Source organism: Candidatus Pantoea gossypiicola, assembly GCF_008632075.1.
Lineage (GTDB): Bacteria > Pseudomonadota > Gammaproteobacteria > Enterobacterales > Enterobacteriaceae > Pantoea > Pantoea gossypiicola.
In genome coordinates this window covers 207,322-231,701 of sequence record NZ_VWVM01000008.1, presented here as the reverse complement: position 1 = coordinate 231,701, position 24,380 = coordinate 207,322, and the positions used below count along the sequence as shown (strand labels likewise).

Here is a 24,380-nt window from a genome sequence, read left to right as displayed (position 1 = left end):
GTGTACAATTGATGGGTTATCGTGCGCAAATTTTTACGCAGTTTTTTTCAGAACCATAGGTTCTACTAGCAACAAACAACAAGCATATAAGGAAAAGATAGAATGGCTAAGGGGCAATCATTACAAGACCCGTTTTTGAACGCACTGCGTCGTGAACGTGTTCCGGTTTCGATTTATCTGGTTAACGGTATTAAGCTGCAGGGTCAGATTGAGTCATTTGATCAGTTCGTCATTTTGTTGAAAAACACGGTAAGCCAGATGGTTTATAAGCACGCCATTTCTACCGTTGTTCCTTCGCGCCCGGTTTCTCACCATAGCAATAATACCGGTGGCGGCAGCAACAATTACCATCATGGTGGCAGCAACACATCTGCGCAGCCACAGCCACAACAAGACGGTGATAACGCAGAATAACGCGTCGCCGTACAGCCAGGAACGGAGAACAGAGGTTTTCCGTCCTGGTCTTTTATTTAGCGAGGTTATAGCTTGTTTGACCGTTATGATGCCGGTGAGCAGGCCGTACTGGTACACATCTGGTTCTCCCAAGACAAAGAAGTAGAAGATTTACAGGAGTTTGAAACCCTGGTCTCTTCTGCTGGCGTTGAGGCGCTGCAAGTGGTCACTGGCAGCCGTAAAGCGCCACACCCCAAGTATTTTGTCGGTGAAGGAAAAGCCGTTGAAATTGCCGATGCGGTAAAAACAACTGGAGCATCGGTCGTATTATTCGATCATGCCCTTACGCCCGCTCAGGAAAGAAACCTCGAGCGCCTGTGCGAATGTCGTGTCATTGATCGCACCGGTCTGATTCTGGATATTTTTGCCCAACGCGCACGTACCCACGAAGGTAAATTGCAGGTTGAGCTGGCGCAGCTGCGTCATCTTGCGACACGTCTGGTACGTGGCTGGACGCATCTTGAACGTCAGAAAGGCGGGATCGGCTTGCGTGGCCCGGGTGAAACACAGTTAGAAACCGACCGCCGTCTGCTGCGCGGACGTATCAGTCAGATCCTGTCTCGTCTTGAGCGGGTTGAAAAACAGCGTGAGCAGGGGCGACAGTCTCGTGCTAAAGCGGATGTGCCAACTGTTTCTCTGGTGGGTTACACCAACGCCGGCAAATCGACCCTCTTTAACGCCATGACCTCTGCCAACGTCTTTGCCGCAGACCAGCTGTTTGCGACACTTGACCCCACACTGCGCCGTCTGAATGTTGCCGATGTCGGAGACGTGGTTCTGGCGGACACGGTCGGCTTTATTCGCCATCTTCCTCACGATCTGGTTGCCGCATTTAAAGCCACGCTGCAGGAGACACGTCAGGCGACGCTGTTACTGCACGTGATTGATGGTGCCGATCTTCGCGTTACGGAAAATATCGCCGCCGTCGATACCGTACTGGAAGAGATTGAAGCGGACGAAATTCCGACCTTACTGGTCATGAATAAAATCGATATGCTGGACGGCTTCGAACCGCGTATCGATCGCAACGAAGAGAACCTGCCCATCCGCGTCTGGCTTTCCGCCCAGACCGGTGCAGGCATTCCGTTGCTGTGGCAGGCTCTTTCCGAGCGCCTGTCAGGGGAAATTGCCCAGCACGCGTTACGTCTGCCACCGGAGGCGGGGCGACTTCGCAGCCGTTTCTATCAGTTGCAGGCGATTGAGAAAGAGTGGAATGAAGAAGACGGCAGTGTAGGATTGCAGATACGTATGCCCATTATTGAGTGGATGCGTTTATGTAAGCAGGAACCGTCGCTGACCAGTTACATTGTTTGATATTGCCCAAACGCATTTACCTTTAAAATTGAAGATTGTCGCACTTTCGTTGCAGGCCTGAATACGCAGGATTTACCCGGGTATTTCGGATTTCAGCAAGGCGGCAACTGAGTGAATCCCCGGGCGCTTGCGCAGATGAGTGACCGGGGTGAACGCAGGCAGCCAGTACCGCTGCAATCCGAAAGATGAAGGGTAAAAACCGTAATTACAATAAATGGAGTAGAGACATGGCGTGGAATCAGCCCGGAAATAACGGACAGGACCGCGACCCGTGGGGAAGCAGCAATAATCAAGGCGGCAACTCTGGGGGAAATAAGGGAGGACGGGAATCCGGGCCTCCTGATCTGGATGATATCTTCCGTAAGCTGAGCAAGAAGCTTGGTGGACTGGGCGGTGGCAAACAGAGCGATAACGGTCAGCGCGGCTCCGGCAGCGGTGGCAAAATCGTTGGCATCGTGGCTGTTGCTGCTGTAGTCATCTGGGCTGCAAGCGGTTTCTACACCATCAAAGAAGCGGAACGTGGCGTGGTAACGCGCTTCGGTAAGTTCAGTCACCTGGTTGAACCCGGCCTGAACTGGAAACCGACATTTGTTGATCAGGTACGCGCGGTTAACGTTGAAGCAGTGCGTGAACTGGCGGCTTCTGGCGTGATGCTGACCTCAGATGAAAACGTCGTACGCGTGGAAATGAACGTGCAGTATCGCGTGACCGATCCGGAACGTTATCTTTATGCAGTGACCAGCGCGGATGACAGCCTGCGTCAGGCCACTGACAGTGCGCTGCGCGGCGTGATTGGTCGTTCTACCATGGACCGCATTCTGACCGAAGGCCGTACCGTGGTGCGTAGCGACACCCAGCGTGAAATCGATGAAACAATTCGCCCTTACAACATGGGGATCGCCGTGCTGGACGTCAACTTCCAGGCTGCCCGTCCGCCGGAAGAGGTGAAGTCTGCGTTTGATGATGCGATTGCCGCACGTGAAAACCGCGAACAGTATGTTCGTGAAGCAGAAGCTTACGCCAACGAAGTTCAGCCTCGTGCTAATGGCCAGGCGCAACGTATTCTGGAAGAGGCGCGCGCTTACAAAGAGCGTACCGTTCTGGAAGCGCAGGGTGAAGTGGCGCGTTTCGCCAAGATTCTGCCGGAGTATAAAGCCGCGCCTGAAATCACCAAAGAGCGTCTCTATATCGAGACCATGGAACGCGTGCTGAGCCATACCCGCAAAGTACTGGTTAACGATCGCGGTAACAACCTGATGATGCTGCCGCTGGATCAACTGATGCGTGGCGGTCAGGCTGCACCAGGCCAGAATGGTCAGAAAGGCGGTAACAGTTCTTCGCTGCCAGCCATCTCCGATCGCAACGCCAGCCGCAATGACACGTCGTCATACAGTCCGGACAATATCATGGATCAGCGTCGGGCGAATGCTCAGCGCAGCGACAGCCAGCGCGAAGGGAGAGAGTAATCGATGCGTAAGCCAATAGTATTTTTAATCATTGTCGTGCTGGTGGCGCTCTATGCGTCGCTGTTTGTGGTGCAGGAAGGGCAGCGAGGCATTGTTCTGCGCTTCGGTAAAGTCCTGCGCGACGGCGAAAACAAACCCCAGGTGTTTGAGCCGGGTCTGCATTTTAAGATCCCATTCCTGGAAACGGTTAAAACGCTGGATGCGCGAATTCAGACGATGGATAACCAGGCCGATCGCTTTGTTACCAAAGAGAAGAAAGATCTGATCGTGGACTCCTACATCAAATGGCGTATCAGCGATTTCAGTCGCTACTACCTGGCTACCGGTGGCGGGGATGTCTCTCAGGCGGAAGTGCTGCTGAAACGTAAGTTCAGTGACCGTTTGCGTTCTGAAATGGGTCGCCTTGATGTGAAAGATATCGTCACAGACTCCCGTGGTCGCCTGACCACCGATGTCCGTGACGCGCTGAATACCGGTTCTGCGGGCAGTGACGATGAAATCGCCACACCTGCGGCTGATGATGCAATTGCCAGCGCAGCAGCCCGTGTAGAGCGTGAAACCAACAGCAGCGAGCCAGCACCGAATCCAAACAGCATGGCAGCGCTGGGTATTCAGGTTGTGGATGTGCGCATCAAGCAGATCAACCTGCCGACCGAAGTTTCCGATGCAATCTTCAACCGTATGCGTGCTGAGCGTGAAGCCGTAGCGCGTAGTCAGCGTTCACAGGGTCAGGAAGAGGCAGAAAAACTGCGTGCTCAGGCCGATTACCAGGTGACGCGTACTCTGGCTGAAGCCCAGCGTGAAGCCCTGATCACGCGCGGTGACGGTGATGCGGAAACGGCACGGTTGTTTGCAGATTCGTTCAGCAAAGATCCTGACTTCTACGCCTTTATTCGTAGCCTGCGTGCCTATGAAAACAGCTTTAATGAAAATCAGGATGTCATGGTGTTAAGCCCGGATAGCGACTTCTTCCGATATATGAAGGCGCCCTCTAACGCGACACGTTAAGAACTGATATAACCTGTGGGCCGACAATGTTGTCGGCCTTTTTTTTTTCAGGATTGAGAATGAAAACAAGCATCTGGATGGCACTGGCGCTGGTATTAGTGCTGGAAGGGTTGGGACCGATGTTTATGCCACGCGCCTGGCGACGCATGATCCTGACGATGACCCGCTTACCCGATCGCCTGCTGCATCGCTTTGGTGGCGGGCTGGTGGTTGCAGGCATGGTGATTTACTGCATGCTCAGCCTGCACGGCAACCTCTGAATCGGGTTTCACACCGGCTAAATTGTGCCTCTTCGCGCCGTTATCCCCAACATGTTGTAGTGAGCAAAACTCAGACAAAAAAGCGCGCAATCGTATGCTAAAAGTGCTGAAAACCATAGGATCAGATGGTAGAATCCTTTTTTAAGCAATCGGTGATTTTGAGAAATGGGTAAGAACGTCGTCGTACTGGGCACCCAATGGGGTGACGAAGGTAAAGGTAAGATTGTAGACCTTCTGACTGAGCGCGCGAATTACGTTGTGCGTTATCAAGGCGGCCACAATGCGGGCCACACGCTTGTCATCAACGGTGAAAAAACCGTCCTCCACCTGATCCCTTCTGGCATTCTGCGCGATAACGTAACCAGCATTATTGGCAACGGCGTAGTGCTTTCTCCTGAAGCCTTAATGAAAGAGATGAAAGGCCTGGAAGCGCGCGGGATCCCGGTACGTGAACGTCTGCTGATTTCTGAAGCCTGTCCGCTGATCCTGCAATATCACGTTGCGATGGATATGGCGCGTGAACGTGCCCGTGGTGCCAAAGCGATTGGTACTACCGGCCGTGGCATCGGCCCTGCTTATGAAGATAAAGTTGCTCGCCGTGCACTGCGTGTCAGCGACCTGTTCAACAAAGAAACCTTTGCAGCCAAGCTGAAAGAAGTGGTCGATTTCTACAACTTCCAGCTGGTTGAGTACTATAAAGAACCGGCAGTGGACTTCGACAAAGTGCTGAGCGATGTGATGGAAGTCGCTGACATCCTCACGGGCATGGTAGTAGACGTCTCTGAACTGCTGGACGTTGCGCGTAAGCGTGGCGATCTGATTATGTTTGAAGGCGCGCAGGGTACGCTGCTGGATATCGATCACGGAACTTATCCGTACGTGACGTCGTCCAACACGACCGCAGGTGGCGTGGCAACCGGTTCAGGCATTGGTCCGCGTTATGTCGACTACGTGCTGGGTATCGTGAAAGCGTACTCAACCCGCGTGGGCGCAGGCCCGTTCCCGACCGAACTGTTCGATGAAACTGGCGAATTCCTCTGTGCGCAGGGCAATGAGTTTGGTGCCACCACCGGACGTCGTCGTCGTACCGGCTGGCTGGATGCGGTCGCGGTTCGCCGTGCGGTACAGATCAACTCCCTGTCAGGTTTCTGCATGACCAAGCTGGACGTGCTGGATGGCCTGAAAGAGGTGAAAATCTGTGTTGCTTACCGTATGCCTGATGGCCGCGAAGTGACCACTACGCCACTGGCAGCAGAGAACTGGGAAGGCATTGAGCCAATCTACGAAACCCTGCCAGGCTGGAGCGAGACCACGTTTGGCGTGAAGACGCTGGAAGGTTTGCCTCAGGCCGCACGCGATTACATTAAGCGTGTTGAAGAGGTAACAGGTGTGCCGATTGATATCATCTCCACTGGTCCAGATCGCAGTGAAACGATGATTCTGCGCGATCCATTTGACGCATAATCATTCAGGCCGGACGTTGTCCGGCCCTTGTTTTTCCATTCTTTGATGCCACTTTACCTCCCTTCGCTTGTCAAACCTTGTGCTGGCTTAAAAAAACGCACGGCAAATCAGACTCTGGTTTATCATCGTAGTTAATCGAATGGCAATCCGATTTAATCCTGACATCAATAACAGGGCGAATAATGCAATGCCACGCCTGAAGGTTCACTGAGGTTACTGTGCAGCTCACGAGTTTTACTGATTATGGCTTACGGGCGCTGATTTATCTGGCAGCGTTGCCTGAAGGTCAGCAGACCAATATTACGGAAGTGACAAACACCTATGGTTTGTCCCGAAATCATATGGTCAAAATCATCAATCAGCTGAGTCGTGCGGGCTACGTTGCCGCAACGCGTGGTAAAAATGGGGGCATTCGCCTGGGTATGCCGCCTCGTCAGATTGTCATTGGCGACGTGGTACGCAAGATGGAACCGCTACAATTAGTGGACTGCGCCTCCTGTTCCATCACACCAGCCTGCCGTCTGAAGCAGGCACTGCACGATGCAGTGCAGCGCTTTTTGCAGGAGCTGGATAGCTATACGCTGGCAGATTTAGTCGAAGGTAATACACCACTTTATGAAATCATCCTGTCCAAATCGCCGGCGGAAATAAATATTAAATGACATCGGAGGAACCGCTATGTCAAAAGATCCTTTTCAGGATAGAGAAGCTGAAAAATACGAAAACCCTATTCCAAGCCGTGAATTTATTCTGGCTCTGTTAGAAAAACGTGAAAAACCAGCCAGCCGTGAAGAGCTGGCTGAAGAGATGAATCTGCACGAAGAAGAGCACCTTGAGGCGCTGCGTCGCCGCCTTCGCGCCATGGAGCGTGATGGTCAGCTGGTGTTTACCCGCCGTCAATGCTATGCGCTGCCAGAACGTCTTGATCTCCTGCGCGGTAAAGTCATTGGCCATCGTGATGGCTACGGCTTCCTGCGGGCAGAAGGTCAGAAAGATGACCTCTACCTCTCCGCAGAGCAGATGAAATTCTGTATGCACGGTGACGTGATCCTGGCGCAGCCGCTGGGTGCCGATCGCAAAGGCCGCCGCGAAGCGCGCGTGGTCCGCGTGCAGGAACCGCGCAACAATCAGATCGTTGGCCGCTACTTTACCGATGCCGGTGCCGGCTTTGTAGTGCCGGACGACAGTCGCCTGAGTTTTGACATCCTCATCCCGCCTGAAGAGACGATGAATGCCCGCATGGGTTCCGTGGTGGTGGTTGAGCTGGTCCAGCGTCCGAACCGTCGCACCAAAGCGATCGGTAAAGTGGCTGAGATATTGGGCGATGATATGGGCACCAGTTTGGCCGTTGATATGGCGCTGCGTACCCATGAAATTCCGCACACCTGGCCGCCAGAAGTGGAAGCTCAGGTCAGCAAGCTGAAAGAGGAGGTCCCGGAAGAGGCCAAAAAAGGCCGCGTCGATCTGCGCAAACTACCGCTGGTCACCATTGATGGTGAAGATGCCCGTGACTTTGACGATGCGGTCTACTGTGAGAAAAAACGCGGTGGCGGATGGCGTCTGTGGGTCGCTATCGCCGATGTAAGCTATTACGTCCGTCCGGGTACGCCACTGGATGACGAAGCGCATCAGCGCGGCACCTCAGTCTACTTCCCGTCACAGGTTGTGCCGATGCTGCCGGAAGTCTTGTCGAATGGCTTATGCTCGCTTAACCCGCAGGTCGATCGACTCTGTATGGTGTGTGAGATGACCATTTCGACTAAAGGTAAGCTCACCGGCTTTAAGCATTACGAAGCGGTGATGAACTCCCATGCGCGTCTGACCTATAACAAAGTCTGGAACATCCTGCAGGGCGACAAAGAGTTGCGTCAGCAGTATGCACCGCTGGTCAAAGATCTTGAAGAGCTGCACAACCTCTACCAGGTACTGGATGCTGCACGTGAAGAGCGCGGCGGTATCTCGTTTGAAACGGAAGAGGCGAAATTCATCTTTAACGCCGAGCGCCGTATTGAACGGGTTGAGCGCGCGTCACGTAATGACGCCCACAAGCTGATCGAAGAGTGCATGATCCTGGCTAACATCGCCTCAGCACGCTTCGTTGAGAAAAATCAGGAACCGGCACTGTTCCGCGATCACGATCGCCCGACCGATGAGAGCATCAAGAGCTTCCGTACCGTGCTCAACGAGCTGGGACTGACTCTGCCAGGCGGCAACAAACCGCAGCCTGCCGACTATGCGGCGCTGCTGAAGCAGGTTGCCGATCGTCCTGATGCAGAGATGCTGCAAACGATGCTGCTGCGTTCGATGAAGCAGGCGGTTTACGATCCGGAAAACCGCGGTCACTTTGGTCTGGCACTCTCATCGTATGCGCACTTTACTTCGCCAATTCGTCGCTATCCGGATCTGACGCTGCACCGCGCCATCAAATATCTGCTGGCAAAAGAGCAGGATGAAGGTAAAGGCCTGGTACAACGCGCCATCAAATACCTGATGCCGAAGGAGCGCAGCGTCGCCAAAGATATGACGACAGCAACCGGTGGCTATCACTACGAGATGCCGGAGATGCTGCAACTGGGTCTGCACTGTTCCCTGACCGAACGTCGCGCCGATGAAGCAACCCGCGACGTCGCGGACTGGCTCAAGTGTGACTTCATGCAGGATCAGGTCGGCAACGTCTTCAACGGCGTCATCTCCAGCGTGACCGGATTTGGCTTCTTTGTCCGCCTGAGCGATCTGTTCATCGATGGTCTGGTGCACGTTTCAACCCTCGACAACGATTACTACCGTTTTGACCCGGTAGGTCAGCGTCTGATTGGTGAATCGGGCGGCCGCACCTATCGTCTGGGTGACACCGTTGAAGTGCGTGTCGAGGCGGTCCATATGGACGAGCGTAAAATCGACTTTGCTCTTATCTCCAGCCAGCGCCAGGTGCGTGGTGAAGGTAAAACCGCGCGTGATCGGGCGAAGCGTGAAGACAATGCGCCAGCGAAGCGTCGTCGTAACGTGAACAAAAAGTCCAACTTCGAGCCGGATGCTGCATTCCGGGGTGACAAGGGCAAACCTGCCACGGCGAATACCGAGAAAAAAAGTAAAAACGTCTCGGAAAAAACCCGTAAAATCGCCGCCGCCACCCGGGCGAAGCGCGCCAGAAAAAAAGCTGAGCCTGAAGGCTGAGTGTAATAGGGTGCGCGTACCCGCCCTTTCTCTTCGCAGAAAGGGCGGTCATTTATTCATTTCCAACCACTGAGCAGATCGATGAGCGAAATTATTTTTGGTATCCATGCCGTGCAGGCGCTGCTGGAACGTGATCCACAACGTTTTCAGGAAGTCTTTATCCTCAAAGGCCGCGACGATCGTCGCCTGCAACCCGTGGTCGCCGCGCTGGAAGCTCAGGGGATCGTGATTCAACTGGCCGAGCGTAAGTGGCTCGATAGCCAGGTTGAAGGCGGTGTGCATCAGGGAATCGTGGCACGGGTAAAACCGGGTCGTCAGTATCAGGAAGGCGACCTGCCGGATCTGCTGCAGGGCCTGGAGAAGCCTTTCCTGCTGGTGCTGGATGGGGTTACCGATCCGCACAACCTGGGTGCCTGCCTGCGTAGCGCCGATGCGGCCGGTGTTCACGCGATTATCGTGCCGAAAGATCGCTCTGCTCCACTGAATGCCACAGCAAAAAAAGTGGCCAGCGGTGCGGCAGAGAATGTGCCGTTGATTCGCGTCACTAATCTTGCGCGTACACTGCGCCTGCTGCAGGAGTACAACATCTGGGTGGTCGGCACCGCAGGTGAAGCGGACCATACCGTCTTCCAGAGCAAAATGACCGGTCCTATGGCGCTGGTAATGGGCGCGGAAGGCGAAGGCATGCGCCGTCTGACCCGCGAGCATTGCGATGAGCTGATTAGCATTCCGATGGCGGGCAGTGTTTCTTCACTCAACGTCTCGGTGGCAACCGGTGTCTGCCTGTTTGAAGCGGTGCGTCAGCGCAACGCCTGATCCCCGATGTGATCCTCGCCACAAATTAGTTTCTGTACCAGGCATAACTGCGCGTCATTCGTATATACCCAAAAGATTTCGGGTTGCATTGAGGCGGCAAGAGAACAAATCCCGATGAGCTTACATGAGTAAGTGATTCGGGTGAGTGAACGCAGCCAACAAAAATGCAGCTTGAAAGACGACGGGTATACTTACTGAGTGACATCCGTGAGGAGTCGTTATGACCTGGACAACACATACCGTTTTTAATCAGCCCCATCCTTTGAGCAACAGTAACCTGTTCCTGTCTGACACGCCGCTTGGCGAGGCACTGTCACGCGAAGGCGCCGGATGGGATGGGGAATGGCTGGCGTCAGTCGGCCGCCAGCTAGGCAGCGCCGAGTCGCTGGAGCTGGGCCGGCTCGCCAATGCTGAACCGCCTGAACTGCTGCGCTACGATGCCCGTGGCGTGCGCCTGGATGAGGTTCGCTTTCATCCTGCCTGGCACCTGCTGATGCAGGGCGTCTGCGCCAGTCGTCTGCACAACCTCAGCTGGCAACCTACGGTGCGTGAACAGGCCAGCGTAGCGCGCGCTGCACGCTTTATCCTGCACGCGCAGGTAGATGCGGGTACGCTCTGCCCGGTGACCATGACGCACGCCGCCATTCCGCTGCTGCAGGCTTATCTGCCCGCCGCGTTTGAAAGCTGGCTCGATCCGCTGCTCAGCGACCGCTACGACACGCATGCACAGCCCGGCGACCAGAAACGCGGATTGCTGATCGGGATGGGCATGACAGAAAAGCAGGGCGGCAGCGATCTGCTTACCAGCACCACCCGTGCCGAGCCGCTGGGGGCGCGCGGCCCGGGAGAAGCCTGGCGGCTGACCGGCCACAAGTGGTTCTTCTCAGTGCCCCAGAGTGATGCGCATCTGGTCCTGGCACAGACGCCCGAGGGATTAAGCTGTTTTTTCCTGCCGCGTCTGTTGCCCGACGGGTCACGCAACGCCATCCAGCTTGAGCAGATCAAAGATAAGCTGGGCAATCGCTCAAATGCCAGCTGCGAAGTGGAATTTCGCGACGCGACCGGCTGGCTGCTGGGGGAAGAGGGCGAAGGCGTACGGCTGATCCTGAAAATGGCCGGTATGACGCGCTTTGACTGCGCGCTCGGCAGTCATGGCCAGATGCGGCGCGCCTTCTCGGTGGCGCTCTGGCATGCTCATCAGCGTCAGGTCATGGGAAAAAATCTGGTTGATCAGCCGCTGATGCGTCAGGTTCTGGCACAGCAGGCGCTGCAGCTTGAGGGGCAAACTGCTCTGCTGATGCGGCTGGCTCGTGCCTGGTCACAACCGGCCAAACCGCATGAGGTCGCCTTTGCCCGTTTATTTACGCCAGCGGCAAAATATGTGATTTGCAAAGCGGGTGCGCCGTTTGTGGCGGAATCGATGGAAGTGCTGGGAGGCATCGGTTACTGCGAAGCGAGTGAGCTGCCGCGGCTCTATCGTGACATGCCGGTCAACAGCATCTGGGAAGGATCGGGCAATGTGATGTGTCTTGACGTTCTGCGCGTACTCGGCCGTCACGCAGAGGTGACTGAGATGCTGAGTCAGGAGTTTGAGGCGGTAAAAGGGAGTAATCGGCATTTCGATACGCGCTGGCGTCAGCTGCGACTGAGGCTTAAGAACGTTCCCGAAGAGCAGGCGCGCGAGGTCACCCACGCGCTGCTGCAGCTGGCGACAGGCGCTCAGCTACTGAAATACAGTGAGCCACCCCTGGCGGATGCGTGGTGCCAGCAGTGGCTCGACCAGCGGGGTTCACACCCGTTTGAGGCCGCAGTGACTGACCGGTTACTGGCCCGCGCCTGTGGCCGGTGAGGTACCGTACAGAATTGCGCTGGCGTACCATAAACCGGGCATCACCGTTTCGCTCAGCATCACGATCTGATAGTAAGCCGCGCCAGCCTGATTAGACTGGGCGGCGATGGCCCGCTGGGCATCATCCGGTGAGCCATGCACGTTAACGGTAATGTTACCCAGCTTCGGCAAACCGCCACTCTGTGCCCGTGAAATTTCCTGCGCCTGTTGGGTTGGCGCAGGCGGGGCTTTTGGCGTGGTTTCAAATGCGGAACAGCCTGCCAGCAATAGACTGATTATCAGTAAGTAAGCGTAACGCATAGCAAAACCCCTGTTCAGGACGAAACAGTAAGTGTATGTCATCGTCCTGAATGACGTCAGGATTTAAGGCTGAAAACGCTGACCAGCTGAGTCAGGTGATGCCCTTTATCACTCAGGTTCTGTGCGCTGTTTTCTGCCTGCGCCACCAGTTCACTGTTCTGATGGGTCGCCTGGCTGATCTGGTTCATCGCCAGATTCACCTGGCCGATACCCGCCGCCTGCTCCTGCGCTGCCACGTTGATCTCGCCCATCAGCGCCTGCACCTGTTCGATGTGGGTCACAATGTCGGTCATCGCATCGCGCGTCTGCTCAGAGAGCTGGTGTCCCTCCGCCACGTTGCTGATAGAGGTGGCAATCAGTCCATCAATCTCTTTGGCGGCCTGCGCGGAACGCTGTGCCAGCGCACGCACCTCTGCAGCCACCACAGCAAAGCCACGGCCCTGTTCACCGGCTCGTGCCGCTTCAACGGCCGCATTCAGTGCCAGAATATTGGTCTGGAAGGCGATCGACTCAATCACATGGGTGATATCTGCAATGCTTTGCGATGACACCTTAATGGCCGACATGGTGTTAACCGAGCGCACCACCGTCTGGCTGCCATGACTGACGATATCGCTGGCTTCGGCCACCAGTGACATCGCCTGACGCAGGCTGTCAGCGGTGTGTTCGACCGTGGCACCAAACTGCTCCATGCTGGCTGAGGTCTGCTCCACGCTGCTGGCCTGACGCCCAATCTGCTCGCTGATGTTATGGCTGCTGGCCGCGATGGTGTCCGTGCCGTCGCTGATCTCCTGCGCCGCGCCGCGCACCTGGCCGACGATTTTTTCCAGCCCATCGCCAATGCCGTTAATCGCGATAATCAACTGACCGACTTCATCACGACGGCGGGTAACCATATGGACCTGCAGATTTCCGGCGGCATACTGCTCCGCCAGATGGATCACCTGCTGCAGGGGACGGGTAATCGCCCGACGGCTGTACCAGACAAACCCCAGCGCGAAGATCACCACCAGAATCAGTCCGGTAATCAGGAACAGGTTACGGCTGTGGGTAATCGGGGCAAGCAGGCTGGCACGGTTAACTTCACCGGTAATCACCCAGTTCCAGCCCGGCAGTTGCTGCCATGCCAGCATCTGCTGTTTACCGTTGATCTCCACCTGCTGCATACCCTGCGGCTGCGTCAGCAGGGGCTGTAGTGTCGCGTCATCCCAGTCTGGACGTTTCCCTTCATTGTGCAGATCGAACAGATACACGCCCTGATTCTTGCCTGGCGTACCGTTGAGCACATAGAAATGGCCGCTGTCGCCCAGCCGGCGTGCCAGGATTTTCTCGCGCATCAGGGCATACTGCTTATCAATGCCAACACCGACAAACAGGATGGCGACGACCTTGCCACTCTCATCTTTTACCGGCTGATACTGGGTGATGTAGCGATGGCCGAACAGCGTGGCCAGGCCGCGGTAGACTTCGCCCTGGTGAACACTCTTCCAGGCGGCGCCCGTGCGGTCAAGCTGCGTACCGATGGCGCGACTGCCATCCTCTTTTTTCAGCGAAGTTGAAACACGGACAAAATCATCACCATCGCGCACAAAAATGGTCGCCACGGCGGCGGTGCGGTCGGTGAAATCGTCAACCGCGGTCTGATCGAGGTTCAGCGTTTTTAACCCGGCACGCAGCACCGGTGTCGAAAAGGCACCCACCTGCACTCGCGAGCTTTCATCCAGGCTAAAGCGCCTGGGCAGGAAACTGGTAAACAGATCGGTATAGTGAGCCACCTCTTCGGTGAGGGTGGCGTTAAACATGGTAGTCATTTCATAGATGCCCTGCACCTGGTTGTGCATGTCATCGATGGCGAGATTTTCCAGCTGGCGGGAGGCGTTGTGGCTTTGAGTCAGGGTCAGTACCAGTAACAGCAGCGCTACGCTGAGAGACGTCAGTACAGACAGCTTAACTCCGAGACTCAGTCCGCTGAGAGAGAGACGCTTCATAAATTACCTTTGATCAAGTTAGGGGAATACACGATCAACGGCATACTGCGAAAAAAGTTTAGCGTGGAATAGCATAACTAAGCGCAGCGGGGAATTTCGCAAATTAACCCGCAGAACGTACACTTGAACGGCACGCCTTGCCCCCGCTCAGGAGAGACCATGATTGAACTCACCACAGAAACGCTGGCCGGTATCGAATGCCTGCACGCCACGCCTGCCGGACAGCGGAATCAGCCACTGCCGACCGTACTGTTTTATCACGGCTTCACCTCATCAAAAGAGGTCTACGCCTACTTCGCCTTTGCGCTGGCGCAGGCGGGATTTCGGGCAGTCATGCCGGATGCCGAGCTGCACGGCGCGCGTTATCACGGTGACGCCGAAGTACGCCTGGGCCGCTTCTGGGAAATACTGAAGCAGAACATTGATGAGCTGCCGCTGCTGGAAACTGCGCTGCGCAATGAGAATCTGATCGCTGACGGGCATTTCGCCGTGGCAGGCGCGTCGATGGGCGGGATGACGGCGCTGGGTGCGATGGCACGTTATCCGCAGATTCAGAGTGTCGCCTGTATGATGGGATCGGGCTATTTTATGCAGCTCAGCGAGTCGCTCTTTCCGCCGCTGGTGGCCAACACGCCGGAGCAGAAGGCGCAGTTTGCGGCCCGCATGGCACCGCTGGCGGACTACGATCCCTGCAATCATCTGCAGGCACTGGCAAACCGACCGCTGCTGTTGTGGCATGGTGAGGCGGATGAGGTGGTGCCCTGGGCGGAGAGCGTACGACTGGAGCGCGCACTGCGTGAAAACGGGCTGGCGCAGCATCTGACCTCACTTTCGGAGAAGCAGATTGGGCACAAGATCACCCCATCTGCCTTAACGGCGCTGGTCAGCTTTTTTAAACATCAGCTTTAAACAATGAACGGGCGGAGAATGACTCTGCCGCCCGTAAACCTACCGGCACTTACCAGTGTGCAGACGATTTTTCTGCTGTTCTGGCAGGCGCATTGACCGGGTTTCTTTCCGGCGTATCCAGCCGGTTAACGTAGACATAACCCGATGCCGCTTCGCTGCTGTGACTTCTCATCTGCTGCGCACAGTCAGCATAGCTGGCAAGAGCGGGTGGAGACAGGAAGAGACCCAGTAAAGTGGCGATGACGAACGTTTTCATGCCCGACTCCTCACTTCAGGGAACACACTCTGAATGACGCCACTAAGCGAACCGTCGCGTCTTTATTCAGTTTAGCGACTGAGCATATTATCGCCAAATCGTCTCTCTGAACCTCTCTGTCAGCGTTTTTGAACAAAGCGGCATTAACCCGCTGTATTCACGCCATTAGCACAAAAAGCCACGGTATCTGGCACGCTATCGGCAATTTGTTTAAATGTGCGCTTGAGTTCAGGGGCCGTCACCAGTATCATTACGCGTCAATTTTTCAGCCGCATTCTCAGGCTGTGTCCCACAAGCGCTCGTCACAGCGAACCTTTGTGGGACACAGCCTATAACGTTCCTTGCTTCCATGGGCCGCGGTTGACCCCGACAGGAGGCTGAATAATCCGTAAGGAGCAATTTCGATGCGTCATTACGAAATCGTATTTATGGTTCATCCTGACCAGAGCGAACAGGTTCCTGGCATGATCGAGCGTTACACTGGTGCTATCACTGGTGCAGAAGGCACGATTCACCGTCTGGAAGACTGGGGCCGCCGTCAGCTGGCTTACCCGATCAACAAACTGCACAAAGCGCATTACGTTCTGATGAACGTTGAAGCGCCGCAGGAAGCGATCGATGAGCTGGAAACGAACTTCCGCTTCAACGACGCCGTTATCCGTAGCATGGTTATGCGCGTTAAAAACGCGGTAACTGAAGCATCGCCGATGGTTAAAGCGAAAGATGAGCGTCGTGATCGTCGCGAAGATTTTGCTAACGAATCCGCTGATGAGTCAGATGCTGGGGATTCTGAAGAGTAATCCATCGTGACGGTCAATCGACTTCGCCTGTCAGGCACTGTGTGCAGGACACCGGTTCGAAGAGTTAGCCCGTCAGGAATTCCTCACTGTCAGTTCGTGCTTGAGCACCGCTCAGTGCAGGAGGAGGCCGGGTTTCACCGGCAAGCCTGGTGTCGTATGCCTGTTATTATTAGCGGCAGCGCCCATCAGGTGATTACTCAACATATAACGGTCGGCACGCAACTCACACTCGACGGTTTCATTAGTTGCCATCAGGCACGAAATGGCCAGAGCAAAGTGGTGTTCCATGCCGAGCAGATTGAATTGATAGATTCTGGAGACTAGCCTAATGGCACGTTATTTCCGTCGTCGCAAGTTCTGCCGTTTCACCGCGGAAGGCGTTGTTGAGATCGATTACAAAGACATCGCAACGTTGAAAAACTACATTACCGAAAGCGGTAAAATTGTCCCGAGCCGTATCACCGGTACTCGTGCAAAATACCAGCGTCAGTTGGCTCGCTGCATCAAGCGTGCGCGTTACCTGTCTCTGCTGCCGTACACTGATCGTCATCAGTAATCGGCAACTGTCCATTAACGACTTTAAGAGGATAAGGTAATGCAAGTTATTCTGCTTGATAAAGTAGCAAACCTTGGCACCCTGGGTGATCAGGTTAACGTTAAAGCGGGCTACGCTCGTAACTTCTTAGTACCACAGGGCAAAGCTGTTCCTGCTACTAAGAAAAACGTTGAGTTCTTCGAAGCACGCCGTGCTGAACTGGAAGCCAAACTGGCTGACGTTCAGTCTGCAGCAACTGCACGCGCTGAGAAAATCAATGCACTGGGCACGGTAACCATCACGTCTAAAGCAGGCGATGAAGGTAAACTGTTCGGTTCAATCGGTACCCGCGACATCGCTGATGCAGTGACTGCAGCAGGCGTTGAAGTTGCTAAGAGCGAAGTTCGTCTGCCGAACGGCGTTCTGCGCACTACCGGTGAGCATGAAGTAAGCTTCCAGGTTCATAGCGAAGTCTTCGCTAAACTGAACGTGCAAGTTGTTGCTGGTTAATCCTGATTAACTAAGCACGACATCAACGCCGGCCCTGTGCCGGCGTTTTTGTTTTTATACCTTTGTTTATCCGCTGTTCCCATTACTGCGCGCGAATAAAGCTGCCATCGGGCTGACGGGTAAACAGCACCGGGCCGTTAGCGCCATCCACCGTCAGACCTGTTACTGCACCCTGCGCATCCTGACGGATTTTAACCTGCTGACCACTTTTCAGTGTGCTGAGCGGCTGATCGCTGCCTTCCACCCGCGCCATCGCAAACACATCATTAACTGGCAGACTGTTGTCACGAAACAGCTGCGCCAGCGTCTGACCGGAAGCGATGGTGAGGTTACGCCATTCCCCCTGAGAATCGGCTTTTGGCGTCTGCTGAGATTGCGAGGATGAAGGCTGACGGGTACCGTTGTTTTCATAAATATCCGCCTGCATCGGCACCTCCTTCTCAGCCTGGGGTGCGACAGGCTGCTCAACCGGATAGCGCAATGTACTGGCGGGCCAGAGAAACGCCACCAGCATCACCAGCAGGGCAGCTACGATGCCCCGACGGTGCGGCGCTGGCAGCGGGTCCATCCAGCGAATGTGATCGGTAAAATGCCAGATACGCTGTAGCCAGCTCGGCAGGCGGGATGACGCGTCTGAAGCCATTCGGGGTTCCTCCTCTCCGGCAGGCTGCTGCGGCCTGCGTGCGGCCAGCCAGGTCTGTAGCCGGGATACGATATGTTGTGCACGCATCCTGCGGCGGCGTGGGGCAATCTGGCCCATGTTTGCTCTCTTATTCAGGTGCTACAGACGGGGTGATCCCCATCGATAGTTATAGTATGGGCAATACCGGCGCGAAGTGCCTGCCAGCATTGATAAATCTGACGGCTCTATTGTTTCTCTTTCATCCGTAAAAGTCATCTGCGACGCAGGGCATTTTACGCCAGCGGCCTGCACTGCTATGCTGCCGGTTCGAATTTATCCGAGAGTGAAAGGAACGAAGATGACTACCCCTTCTTTCGACAGCGTCGAAGCACAAGCAAGTTACGGTATTGGTTTACAGGTTGGCCAGCAGTTGCTGGAATCTGGTCTGCAGGGTCTGCAACCAGAAGCACTGCTCGCGGGTCTGCGCGACGCGCTGGAAGGGAACTCACCGGCCGTACCGGTTGACGTGGTTCATCGCGCACTGCGTGAAGTACACGAACGTGCGGAAGGCGTACGTCGTGAGCGCACCGAAGCTATGGCAGCAGAAGGTCAGGCGTTCCTGCAGGAACATGCGCAGCGTGAAGGCGTGAGCAGCACCGAATCAGGCCTGCAGTTCAGCGTGATTACTCAGGGCGAAGGTCCAATCCCATCACGTCAGGATCGGGTACGCGTTCACTACACCGGCAAACTGATCGACGGCAGCGTATTTGACAGCTCGGTTGCCCGTGGCGAACCGGCAGAATTCCCGGTAAGCGGTGTTATCCCTGGCTGGATCGAAGCACTGACCCTGATGCCGGTTGGCTCAAAATGGGAGCTGGTGATACCACAGAACCTCGCGTATGGCGAGCGCGGTGCGGGTGCCTCTATCCCACCATTCAGCACCCTGATCTTCGAAGTTGAGCTGCTGGAAATTCTGTAATACCCGGACGCTGCAACTAACCCGGTTGCAGCGTTTTCTCCCGTCTTATTTCTGCTGTAAATTCACCTGCCACAGCGCAAAGCCAATCGCATCTGTCCCTTTGGGCCGAAGCGGATATTGCGCATGCTGCTGAATAAAGCCGGTCGCCTTATCACCCGGTGCCGTTTCAAACTGAATATCGAGCGGGGTGGATGAAGTAATGGGTGCCAGACGCCAGTTATTGTCCGCCTTCGGCTGCACTTCACCGTGTGCTTTGGTTTCTGCGCTGATATAAGCCGCAACCACTGCCCGGTTCTCATCCGGCGAAGCAAAAGCAATGTACTTATCCCCGGTGCCAGCAAACTTGCCGCCGTAAGCGCGATAGTTATTGGTCGCCACCAGGAAAGTGGCCTGCGGATCGACAGGCTTACCCTGCCAGGTAAGCTGGCGGATACGTGAAACATCCGGGTGGATCAGTTTACACTCCGCGTCGTAGCGCGCAGGCTGAGTCACATCGATCTGGTAATTTACCCCATCAATGACGTCGAAGTTATAGGTGCGGAAATCCCAGTTGATCAGCGACTGCGTTTTGCTGCTGTGTGGATCGATCTGGTTAAACTGGCCCGCAGAACACTCCAGCCACTCTTTGACCTGTGCGCCTGTGACTTTCATCACCACCAGCGTATTGGGATAGAGATAAAGGTCGGCGGCGTTACGGAAGGTCAGCGCGCCTTTCTCCACTTCGGTGTAACTCGATGGGTCATTTTTACGTCCGCCCGCTTTAAACGGCGCAGCCGCAGAGAGTACCGGCAGTCGGCCCAGATCCGGATCGCCCTGAATAAAGTGCTCCACGTAGGCGCGCTGAGCATTATTGACGATCTGTACTGTTGGGTCGTCCTGAACCAGCGACAGATAGCTATACATCACATTGGCGGACTTGCCGATGGGTTTCGCCACAAACTCCCGCGTCGCGCGGTGATCGTCAGCGAGCACTTTCACCAGTGCCGGATCTTCCGCCGCCAGCGATTTCTTCGCGGCGACGTCATAAATCGGCCGCGCCTGTGCTTTGCCGCTGCTTACCTGCCAGTGTCCATCTTCATTGCTCAGCACCAGATCGACCACGCCCAGATGATCGCCCCACATGCCTGGCATCACTGCCGGAATCCCGTTCAGCGTTCCGTTAACGATGTCTGCACCCTTAATGGCGGCGAATTCCTTACTGGGGAAGACCGCATGCGCATGACCAAACAGGATGGCGTTAATGCCTTTCACCTGGCTGAGATAGTAAACCGAGTTCTCCGCCATCGTGTGATACGGCTCGCTGCTCAGGCCGGAGTGGGGGATAGCGATAATCAGATCGGCACCCTGGGCGCGCATCTCAGGTACATAACGGCGTGCCGTTTCGGTGATGTCATCGACCCGCACTTTGCCCTGCAGATTCGCCTTATCCCACACCATGATCTGCGGCGGCACAAAGCCGATATAGCCAACCTTCAGAGTCTGTGTTTTCCCCTCGCGATCAACCACCGTGCTGGATTTGATGATATAGGGGGTAAACAGCGGCTTGCCGCTCTTCACATCAATCACGTTGGCGTTCACATAAGGAAAGCGTGCCCCTGCCAGCGCTTTTTTCAGGTAGGGCAGGCCATAATTGAATTCATGATTACCGAGGTTACCAACGCTGTAATCCAGCGTGTTGAGCGCCTTATAAACCGGATGAATTTCGCCATCACGTAACCCTTTCGCCGCCATATAGTCACCCAGCGGGCTGCCCTGGATAATGTCACCGTTATCGACCAGCAGACTGTTCTTCACCTCCTGGCGCGCAGCGTGAATCAGCGTGGCGGTTCGCACCAGCCCAAACTTCGCGGTTGGCGTGTCTTTGTAATAGTCGAAATCCATCATATTGCTGTGCAGATCGGTGGTTTCCAGTATCCGCAGATCGACCGTTGCGGCCTGGGTGGCGGCGGAAACGCTCAGGGCCAGTAACATCATTCCGGGCTTAAACATGCTTGCTCCTGCTGCAAATTAAATTCAGGCTCTCAAAATAATGTAAAAGCATGACAGATAGTCATTTTAAATCGTGATGGATATAACGTTTTGGCGCATCAGCCAGCGGCGGATTCTTATACGACGGAGGCGCAGCGGCACAGGCGTAGCGATAAGCGTGTAACTATGGTATTGATATATCTAAAAATTGATGGGTCAGCTGCCTGTGCATGAGCACCGCAGGCTGAACTGCTAAAATGTCACTAGCTGGGGTGAACCTATCCCGCAGCAGACAGACACAACGAGGTGAAAAATGTTAGAGCAAATCTGCCAACTGGCACGCGAAGCGGGCGACGCGATTATGCAGGTCTATAACGGTGCCGCGCCGCTTGACGTTTCTCACAAATCGGACGATTCACCGGTGACCGCTGCGGATATCGCGGCGCACAACGTCATCATGAAGGGCCTGAAGCAGTTATCGCCTGAGATACCGGTGCTGTCAGAAGAAGATCCTCCTGCCTGGGAGGTGCGTCAGCACTGGCAGCGTTACTGGCTGGTCGATCCGCTGGATGGCACCAAAGAGTTCATCAAGCGCAACGGCGAATTTACCGTCAATATTGCGCTAATCGAAGCGGGCAAGCCGGTGATGGGCGTGGTTTACGCGCCGGTGCTGGGCGTAATGTACTCCGCAGCAGACGGCAAAGCGTGGAAAGAGGAGGGCGGTCAGCGTGAGCAGATTCATGCCCGTGACGCGCGTCCTCCGCTGGTGGTGGTAAGCCGCTCACATGGTGATGACGCCGAGATGAAAGAGTACCTGAAACAGCTGGGTGAACATCAGACCGTCGCCACTGGATCTTCTCTGAAATTCTGCCTGGTGGCGGAAGGGAAAGCCCAGCTCTATCCTCGTTTCGGGCCAACCAACATCTGGGATACCGGCGCGGGTCATGCCGTGGCGATGGCCGCAGGTGCCCATGTGCATGACTGGCAGGGTAAAACCCTGGACTACGCGCCGCGCGAATCCTTCCTTAATCCTGGCTTCCGCGTCTCACTGTTTTAATGCTGTCTGAATTTGCAGGCTTATGAAAACCCGACGGTCTCTCTGTGACCGCCGGGATTTCAGCGATTACTCTTTCAGCAGTGAGGCCAGCAGCGCCATCACTTTTGTCACTTCATCCTGTGTCAGCGATCCATCCTTCACAAATCTCACCTTGCCCTGTTTATCCAGTACCACAATGGCGGAACCGCCCGACTGTAGCTGCCAGGCATGCTGCACATTGCCCTTGCTGTCGATGACAAACTGCGACCACGGATATTGCTGCTTGTTGGTCTCAACGCTGCTGCGCACAAACATGCCGGTGCCGGGAATGGCGTCATCGGTATTCACGATAGTGGTAGTCTGATAGCGGTCATGCGGCAGCTTCGCGGCTTTGATCGCCTCTATCAGTGCCGCATTCATCTCTTTAGCAGAGGAGCGGCCAGCAATATGCTGGACTACGCGAACTTTTCCACTGAGCTGCGCGCTATTCCAGTTTTTGTAGCTAAACTTCTCCTGCTGTAATAACAGTTCGCCTTTATCGTTGACGCCAATGGCCGGGACTCGTGATCCCAGCCTGAGGTCATGGGCCATCACGCCTGCTGGTATCAGCAAAGACAACGCCACCGCGGTCAGAATGTTTCGCATTGCTATTTCCTTAAGTGATCGGACCAGTCAGTCATTTTACTGCAATAGTAAGCAGGGATGATGCGCCTGTCATAGAAAGGTGTCAGGTTTGCTATGGACACCACAATTCCTTAACCAATGAAGGTTTATACTGTCTTGTATGACCCTGATAACAGAGTGTTCTGTAATGATGTGTCAATTCAGTAAAAAAATTCACTTTTCGGAACACCAGTCGATTTTAGTGTTCTATAGTTATCGCGAATTCGCGCTTCATGGGCTGGAACCAAATTTGGAAACGGCGAAGCGTGCTTTAAAAATGTACAGGAGTTAGTCAGTATGAAGATCTTCCAGCGCTATAATCCGCTACAAATAGCGAAATATGTAAAAACGCTGTTCAAAGGAAGGTTGTATATCAAGGACGTTGGCGCGTTCGAGTTCGATAAAGGGAAAGTCTTAATCCCGCGCGTCAAAGACAAACAGCATCTGAGCGTGATGTCAGAAATTAACCGCCAGGTCGTTCGTCTCAAGCTTGAGTTCAACTAATATCAAGGGCGCCAATGGCGCCCTTAGTGTCTGGCCCGTCAGACTATTTTATTCGACAGTCTGAACCTGGCCCTGAGTCATCCTACTCTTCTTCGCTTTTCGTCATGCTCAGTACCGGCGGTCGTTCGTCGATGCGGGTAACCAGCAGCTGGTCGATGCGATAGCTATCAATATCCACCACCTCGAACTTGTAGCCAGCAAACTTCACAAAATCAGTTCGCTTCGGAATCTTACGCAGCATATACATCATAAAGCCGCCGATGGTTTCATAGTTGCCTGACTGCGGGAAATCATCAATGTCCAGCACGCGCATCACGTCATCAATCGGCGTACCGCCCTCAACCAGCCATGAATTTTCATCGCGCGCCACAATCTGCTCTTCCATACCCTGGCCTACCAGGTCACCCATCAGCGTGGTCATCACGTCATTCAGGGTAATGATGCCCACGACCAGCGCATACTCATTCATGATCACCGCGAAATCTTCACCAGCGGTTTTAAAACTTTCCAGCGCTTCGGAGAGGGTCAGCGTGTCCGGCACAATCAGCGCAGAGCGAATCTGCAGACCGCTGTTCAGCGCCATACTCTGATTGCCCAGCACACGCAGCAGCAGCTCTTTAGAGTCGACATAACCGACGATATGATCGATATCACCGCTGCAGACCAGAAACTTAGAATGTGGATGTTCAGCGATTTTGGTCTTGAGGCTGGTTTCATCTTCATGCAGATCAAACCAGACGATATTCTCACGTGAGGTCATGGAAGAGGGAACGGTACGCGATTCCAGCTCAAACACGTTTTCAATCAGCTCATGCTCCTGCTTACGCAGCACGCCCGCCAGCGCACCCGCTTCAACGACGGCATAGATGTCGTCAGAGGTGATGTCATCTTTACGCACCATCGGCAGTTTGAATATACGGAAGAAGACGTTGGCCAGGCCGTTAAACAGAAACACCAGCGGACGCATCACCAGCAGGCAAAAACGCATCGGGTTGATGATGCGCAGCGCGATGGTTTCCGGTGCGACCATGCCAACCCGCTTCGGCGTTAAGTCGGCGAACAGGATAAAGAGGCTGGTGACGATGGTGAAGGAGCAGATAAAGCTGAGCTGCTCTGCCAGTTCCGGCGAGACAAAACGGTTAAACAGGCCGCTGAAAACCGGTGAAAAGGCCGCGTCGCCGACAATACCGCCCAGGATGGCGACGGCGTTAAGGCCAATCTGCACCACGGTGAAGAACATGCCCGGCGTTTCCTGCATTTTAAGCACACGCTGCGCATTAACATTGCCTTCATCGGCCAGAAGTTTGAGTTTGATCTTACGAGCGGCCGCCAGCGATATCTCTGACAGAGAAAAAAAGGCACTGATTACGATCAGCAACAGAATGACAAGTAAGCTATCTAACATATGAGATCCAAAGGGTTATCCACTTGTCATTTTTGGCCTGGGCAGCGTGGGTAAGCGCAAACAGAGTTGGTTTATCCGTGAAACACAGCTATCCGTGCCAA

25 protein-coding genes are annotated in these 24,380 nt (G+C 54.8%); 18 read left to right on the top strand and 7 right to left on the bottom strand.

The features are described from left to right. Window positions 1-102 precede the first annotated feature (102 nt). The 10 genes from hfq to F3I20_RS12900 all read left to right on the top strand — a co-directional run bounded on the left by hfq (window position 103) and on the right by F3I20_RS12900 (window position 11,804). Window positions 103-414, top strand: a complete 312-nt coding sequence (gene hfq, locus F3I20_RS12945) for an RNA chaperone Hfq (protein ID WP_009087468.1) — start codon at window positions 103-105, stop codon at window positions 412-414. A 72-nt stretch (window positions 415-486) separates the two neighbouring features. After that, window positions 487-1,767 (top strand): ribosome rescue GTPase HflX, encoded by a 1,281-nt coding sequence (gene hflX, locus F3I20_RS12940; protein ID WP_150013611.1) that lies wholly within the window; start codon window positions 487-489, stop codon window positions 1,765-1,767. A gap of 227 nt (window positions 1,768-1,994) precedes the next feature. Continuing rightward, complete coding sequence (gene hflK, locus F3I20_RS12935) at window positions 1,995-3,233, top strand: FtsH protease activity modulator HflK (RefSeq protein WP_150013609.1); 1,239 nt, start codon at window positions 1,995-1,997, stop codon at window positions 3,231-3,233. A gap of 3 nt (window positions 3,234-3,236) precedes the next feature. Next, window positions 3,237-4,241, top strand: coding sequence for a protease modulator HflC (gene hflC / locus F3I20_RS12930; RefSeq protein WP_013359179.1), 1,005 nt, complete (start codon window positions 3,237-3,239; stop codon window positions 4,239-4,241). Between the two features lie 59 nt (window positions 4,242-4,300). After that, entirely contained in the window at window positions 4,301-4,501 is a 201-nt protein-coding gene (locus tag F3I20_RS12925) for a DUF2065 domain-containing protein (RefSeq protein WP_010256126.1), read from the top strand. A 165-nt stretch (window positions 4,502-4,666) separates the two neighbouring features. Further along, the gene (locus F3I20_RS12920) at window positions 4,667-5,965 is read left to right on the top strand and encodes an adenylosuccinate synthase (RefSeq protein ID WP_031592738.1); all 1,299 of its coding nucleotides are present in this window, start codon (window positions 4,667-4,669) and stop codon (window positions 5,963-5,965) included. 218 nt (window positions 5,966-6,183) lie between these two features. Next, on the top strand, window positions 6,184-6,627 hold the full coding sequence (gene nsrR / locus F3I20_RS12915) for a nitric oxide-sensing transcriptional repressor NsrR (protein WP_013359177.1): 444 nt from the start codon (window positions 6,184-6,186) through the stop codon (window positions 6,625-6,627). A gap of 16 nt (window positions 6,628-6,643) precedes the next feature. After that, window positions 6,644-9,139 (top strand): ribonuclease R, encoded by a 2,496-nt coding sequence (rnr, locus tag F3I20_RS12910; RefSeq protein WP_150013607.1) that lies wholly within the window; start codon window positions 6,644-6,646, stop codon window positions 9,137-9,139. Between the two features lie 81 nt (window positions 9,140-9,220). After that, entirely contained in the window at window positions 9,221-9,955 is a 735-nt protein-coding gene (rlmB, locus tag F3I20_RS12905) for a 23S rRNA (guanosine(2251)-2'-O)-methyltransferase RlmB (RefSeq protein WP_150013605.1), read from the top strand. A gap of 220 nt (window positions 9,956-10,175) precedes the next feature. Further along, on the top strand, window positions 10,176-11,804 hold the full coding sequence (locus tag F3I20_RS12900; protein WP_150013603.1) for an isovaleryl-CoA dehydrogenase: 1,629 nt from the start codon (window positions 10,176-10,178) through the stop codon (window positions 11,802-11,804). On the opposite strand, the gene bsmA is transcribed toward F3I20_RS12900, so the two are convergent. Both bsmA and F3I20_RS12890 read right to left on the bottom strand, forming a co-directional pair. Beyond that, complete coding sequence (gene bsmA / locus F3I20_RS12895; protein ID WP_150013601.1) at window positions 11,778-12,104, bottom strand: biofilm peroxide resistance protein BsmA; 327 nt, start codon at window positions 12,102-12,104, stop codon at window positions 11,778-11,780. The genes F3I20_RS12900 and bsmA overlap by 27 nt on opposite strands. Window positions 12,105-12,160: 56 nt before the next feature. Next, complete coding sequence (locus tag F3I20_RS12890; protein ID WP_150013599.1) at window positions 12,161-14,092, bottom strand: methyl-accepting chemotaxis protein; 1,932 nt, start codon at window positions 14,090-14,092, stop codon at window positions 12,161-12,163. A 159-nt stretch (window positions 14,093-14,251) separates the two neighbouring features. On the opposite strand from F3I20_RS12890, the gene yjfP reads away from it, so the two are divergent. Next, a complete protein-coding gene (gene yjfP / locus F3I20_RS12885; protein ID WP_150037678.1) occupies window positions 14,252-15,001 on the top strand; it encodes an esterase in 750 nt (249 codons plus the stop codon). A 49-nt stretch (window positions 15,002-15,050) separates the two neighbouring features. Here the strand turns inward: yjfP and F3I20_RS12880 are convergent, their stop codons facing one another. Next, window positions 15,051-15,257 (bottom strand): hypothetical protein, encoded by a 207-nt coding sequence (locus F3I20_RS12880; RefSeq protein WP_013359170.1) that lies wholly within the window; start codon window positions 15,255-15,257, stop codon window positions 15,051-15,053. 404 nt (window positions 15,258-15,661) lie between these two features. Here F3I20_RS12880 and rpsF point away from each other — a divergent pair, with 404 nt between their 5' ends. Genes rpsF through rplI form a run of 4 tightly spaced genes read left to right on the top strand, consistent with a single transcriptional unit; the run spans window position 15,662 to window position 17,102 of the window. Beyond that, the gene (gene rpsF, locus F3I20_RS12875) at window positions 15,662-16,057 is read left to right on the top strand and encodes a 30S ribosomal protein S6 (RefSeq protein WP_003855334.1); all 396 of its coding nucleotides are present in this window, start codon (window positions 15,662-15,664) and stop codon (window positions 16,055-16,057) included. Window positions 16,058-16,063: 6 nt separating this feature from the next. Continuing rightward, a complete protein-coding gene (priB, locus tag F3I20_RS12870; RefSeq protein WP_013359169.1) occupies window positions 16,064-16,381 on the top strand; it encodes a primosomal replication protein N in 318 nt (105 codons plus the stop codon). A 4-nt stretch (window positions 16,382-16,385) separates the two neighbouring features. Continuing rightward, window positions 16,386-16,613: a 30S ribosomal protein S18 gene (gene rpsR, locus F3I20_RS12865; RefSeq protein WP_002210155.1), complete on the top strand. Its 228-nt coding sequence runs from the start codon at window positions 16,386-16,388 to the stop codon at window positions 16,611-16,613. 39 nt (window positions 16,614-16,652) lie between these two features. Further along, complete coding sequence (rplI, locus tag F3I20_RS12860) at window positions 16,653-17,102, top strand: 50S ribosomal protein L9 (protein ID WP_150013595.1); 450 nt, start codon at window positions 16,653-16,655, stop codon at window positions 17,100-17,102. Window positions 17,103-17,184: 82 nt separating this feature from the next. Here rplI and F3I20_RS12855 read toward each other — a convergent pair whose 3' ends face one another. Beyond that, on the bottom strand, window positions 17,185-17,862 hold the full coding sequence (locus F3I20_RS12855; protein ID WP_150013593.1) for a LysM-like peptidoglycan-binding domain-containing protein: 678 nt from the start codon (window positions 17,860-17,862) through the stop codon (window positions 17,185-17,187). Between the two features lie 220 nt (window positions 17,863-18,082). On the opposite strand from F3I20_RS12855, the gene bamJ reads away from it, so the two are divergent. Then, window positions 18,083-18,703 (top strand): BamJ family beta-barrel-assembly machinery protein, encoded by a 621-nt coding sequence (gene bamJ / locus F3I20_RS12850; protein ID WP_010256433.1) that lies wholly within the window; start codon window positions 18,083-18,085, stop codon window positions 18,701-18,703. Window positions 18,704-18,748: 45 nt separating this feature from the next. Here the strand turns inward: bamJ and F3I20_RS12845 are convergent, their stop codons facing one another. Further along, complete coding sequence (locus tag F3I20_RS12845) at window positions 18,749-20,692, bottom strand: bifunctional 2',3'-cyclic-nucleotide 2'-phosphodiesterase/3'-nucleotidase (RefSeq protein WP_150037679.1); 1,944 nt, start codon at window positions 20,690-20,692, stop codon at window positions 18,749-18,751. A 292-nt stretch (window positions 20,693-20,984) separates the two neighbouring features. Here F3I20_RS12845 and cysQ point away from each other — a divergent pair, with 292 nt between their 5' ends. Continuing rightward, complete coding sequence (gene cysQ / locus F3I20_RS12840; protein WP_150013589.1) at window positions 20,985-21,728, top strand: 3'(2'),5'-bisphosphate nucleotidase CysQ; 744 nt, start codon at window positions 20,985-20,987, stop codon at window positions 21,726-21,728. A 66-nt stretch (window positions 21,729-21,794) separates the two neighbouring features. On the opposite strand, the gene F3I20_RS12835 is transcribed toward cysQ, so the two are convergent. Further along, the gene (locus tag F3I20_RS12835; RefSeq protein ID WP_150013587.1) at window positions 21,795-22,352 is read right to left on the bottom strand and encodes a YtfJ family protein; all 558 of its coding nucleotides are present in this window, start codon (window positions 22,350-22,352) and stop codon (window positions 21,795-21,797) included. Window positions 22,353-22,667: 315 nt separating this feature from the next. On the opposite strand from F3I20_RS12835, the gene F3I20_RS12830 reads away from it, so the two are divergent. Further along, entirely contained in the window at window positions 22,668-22,874 is a 207-nt protein-coding gene (locus F3I20_RS12830; RefSeq protein WP_003855513.1) for a DUF1107 domain-containing protein, read from the top strand. A gap of 82 nt (window positions 22,875-22,956) precedes the next feature. Here the strand turns inward: F3I20_RS12830 and paeA are convergent, their stop codons facing one another. Next, on the bottom strand, window positions 22,957-24,279 hold the full coding sequence (gene paeA / locus F3I20_RS12825) for a polyamine export protein PaeA (RefSeq protein WP_013359164.1): 1,323 nt from the start codon (window positions 24,277-24,279) through the stop codon (window positions 22,957-22,959). Window positions 24,280-24,380: the final 101 nt, after the last annotated feature.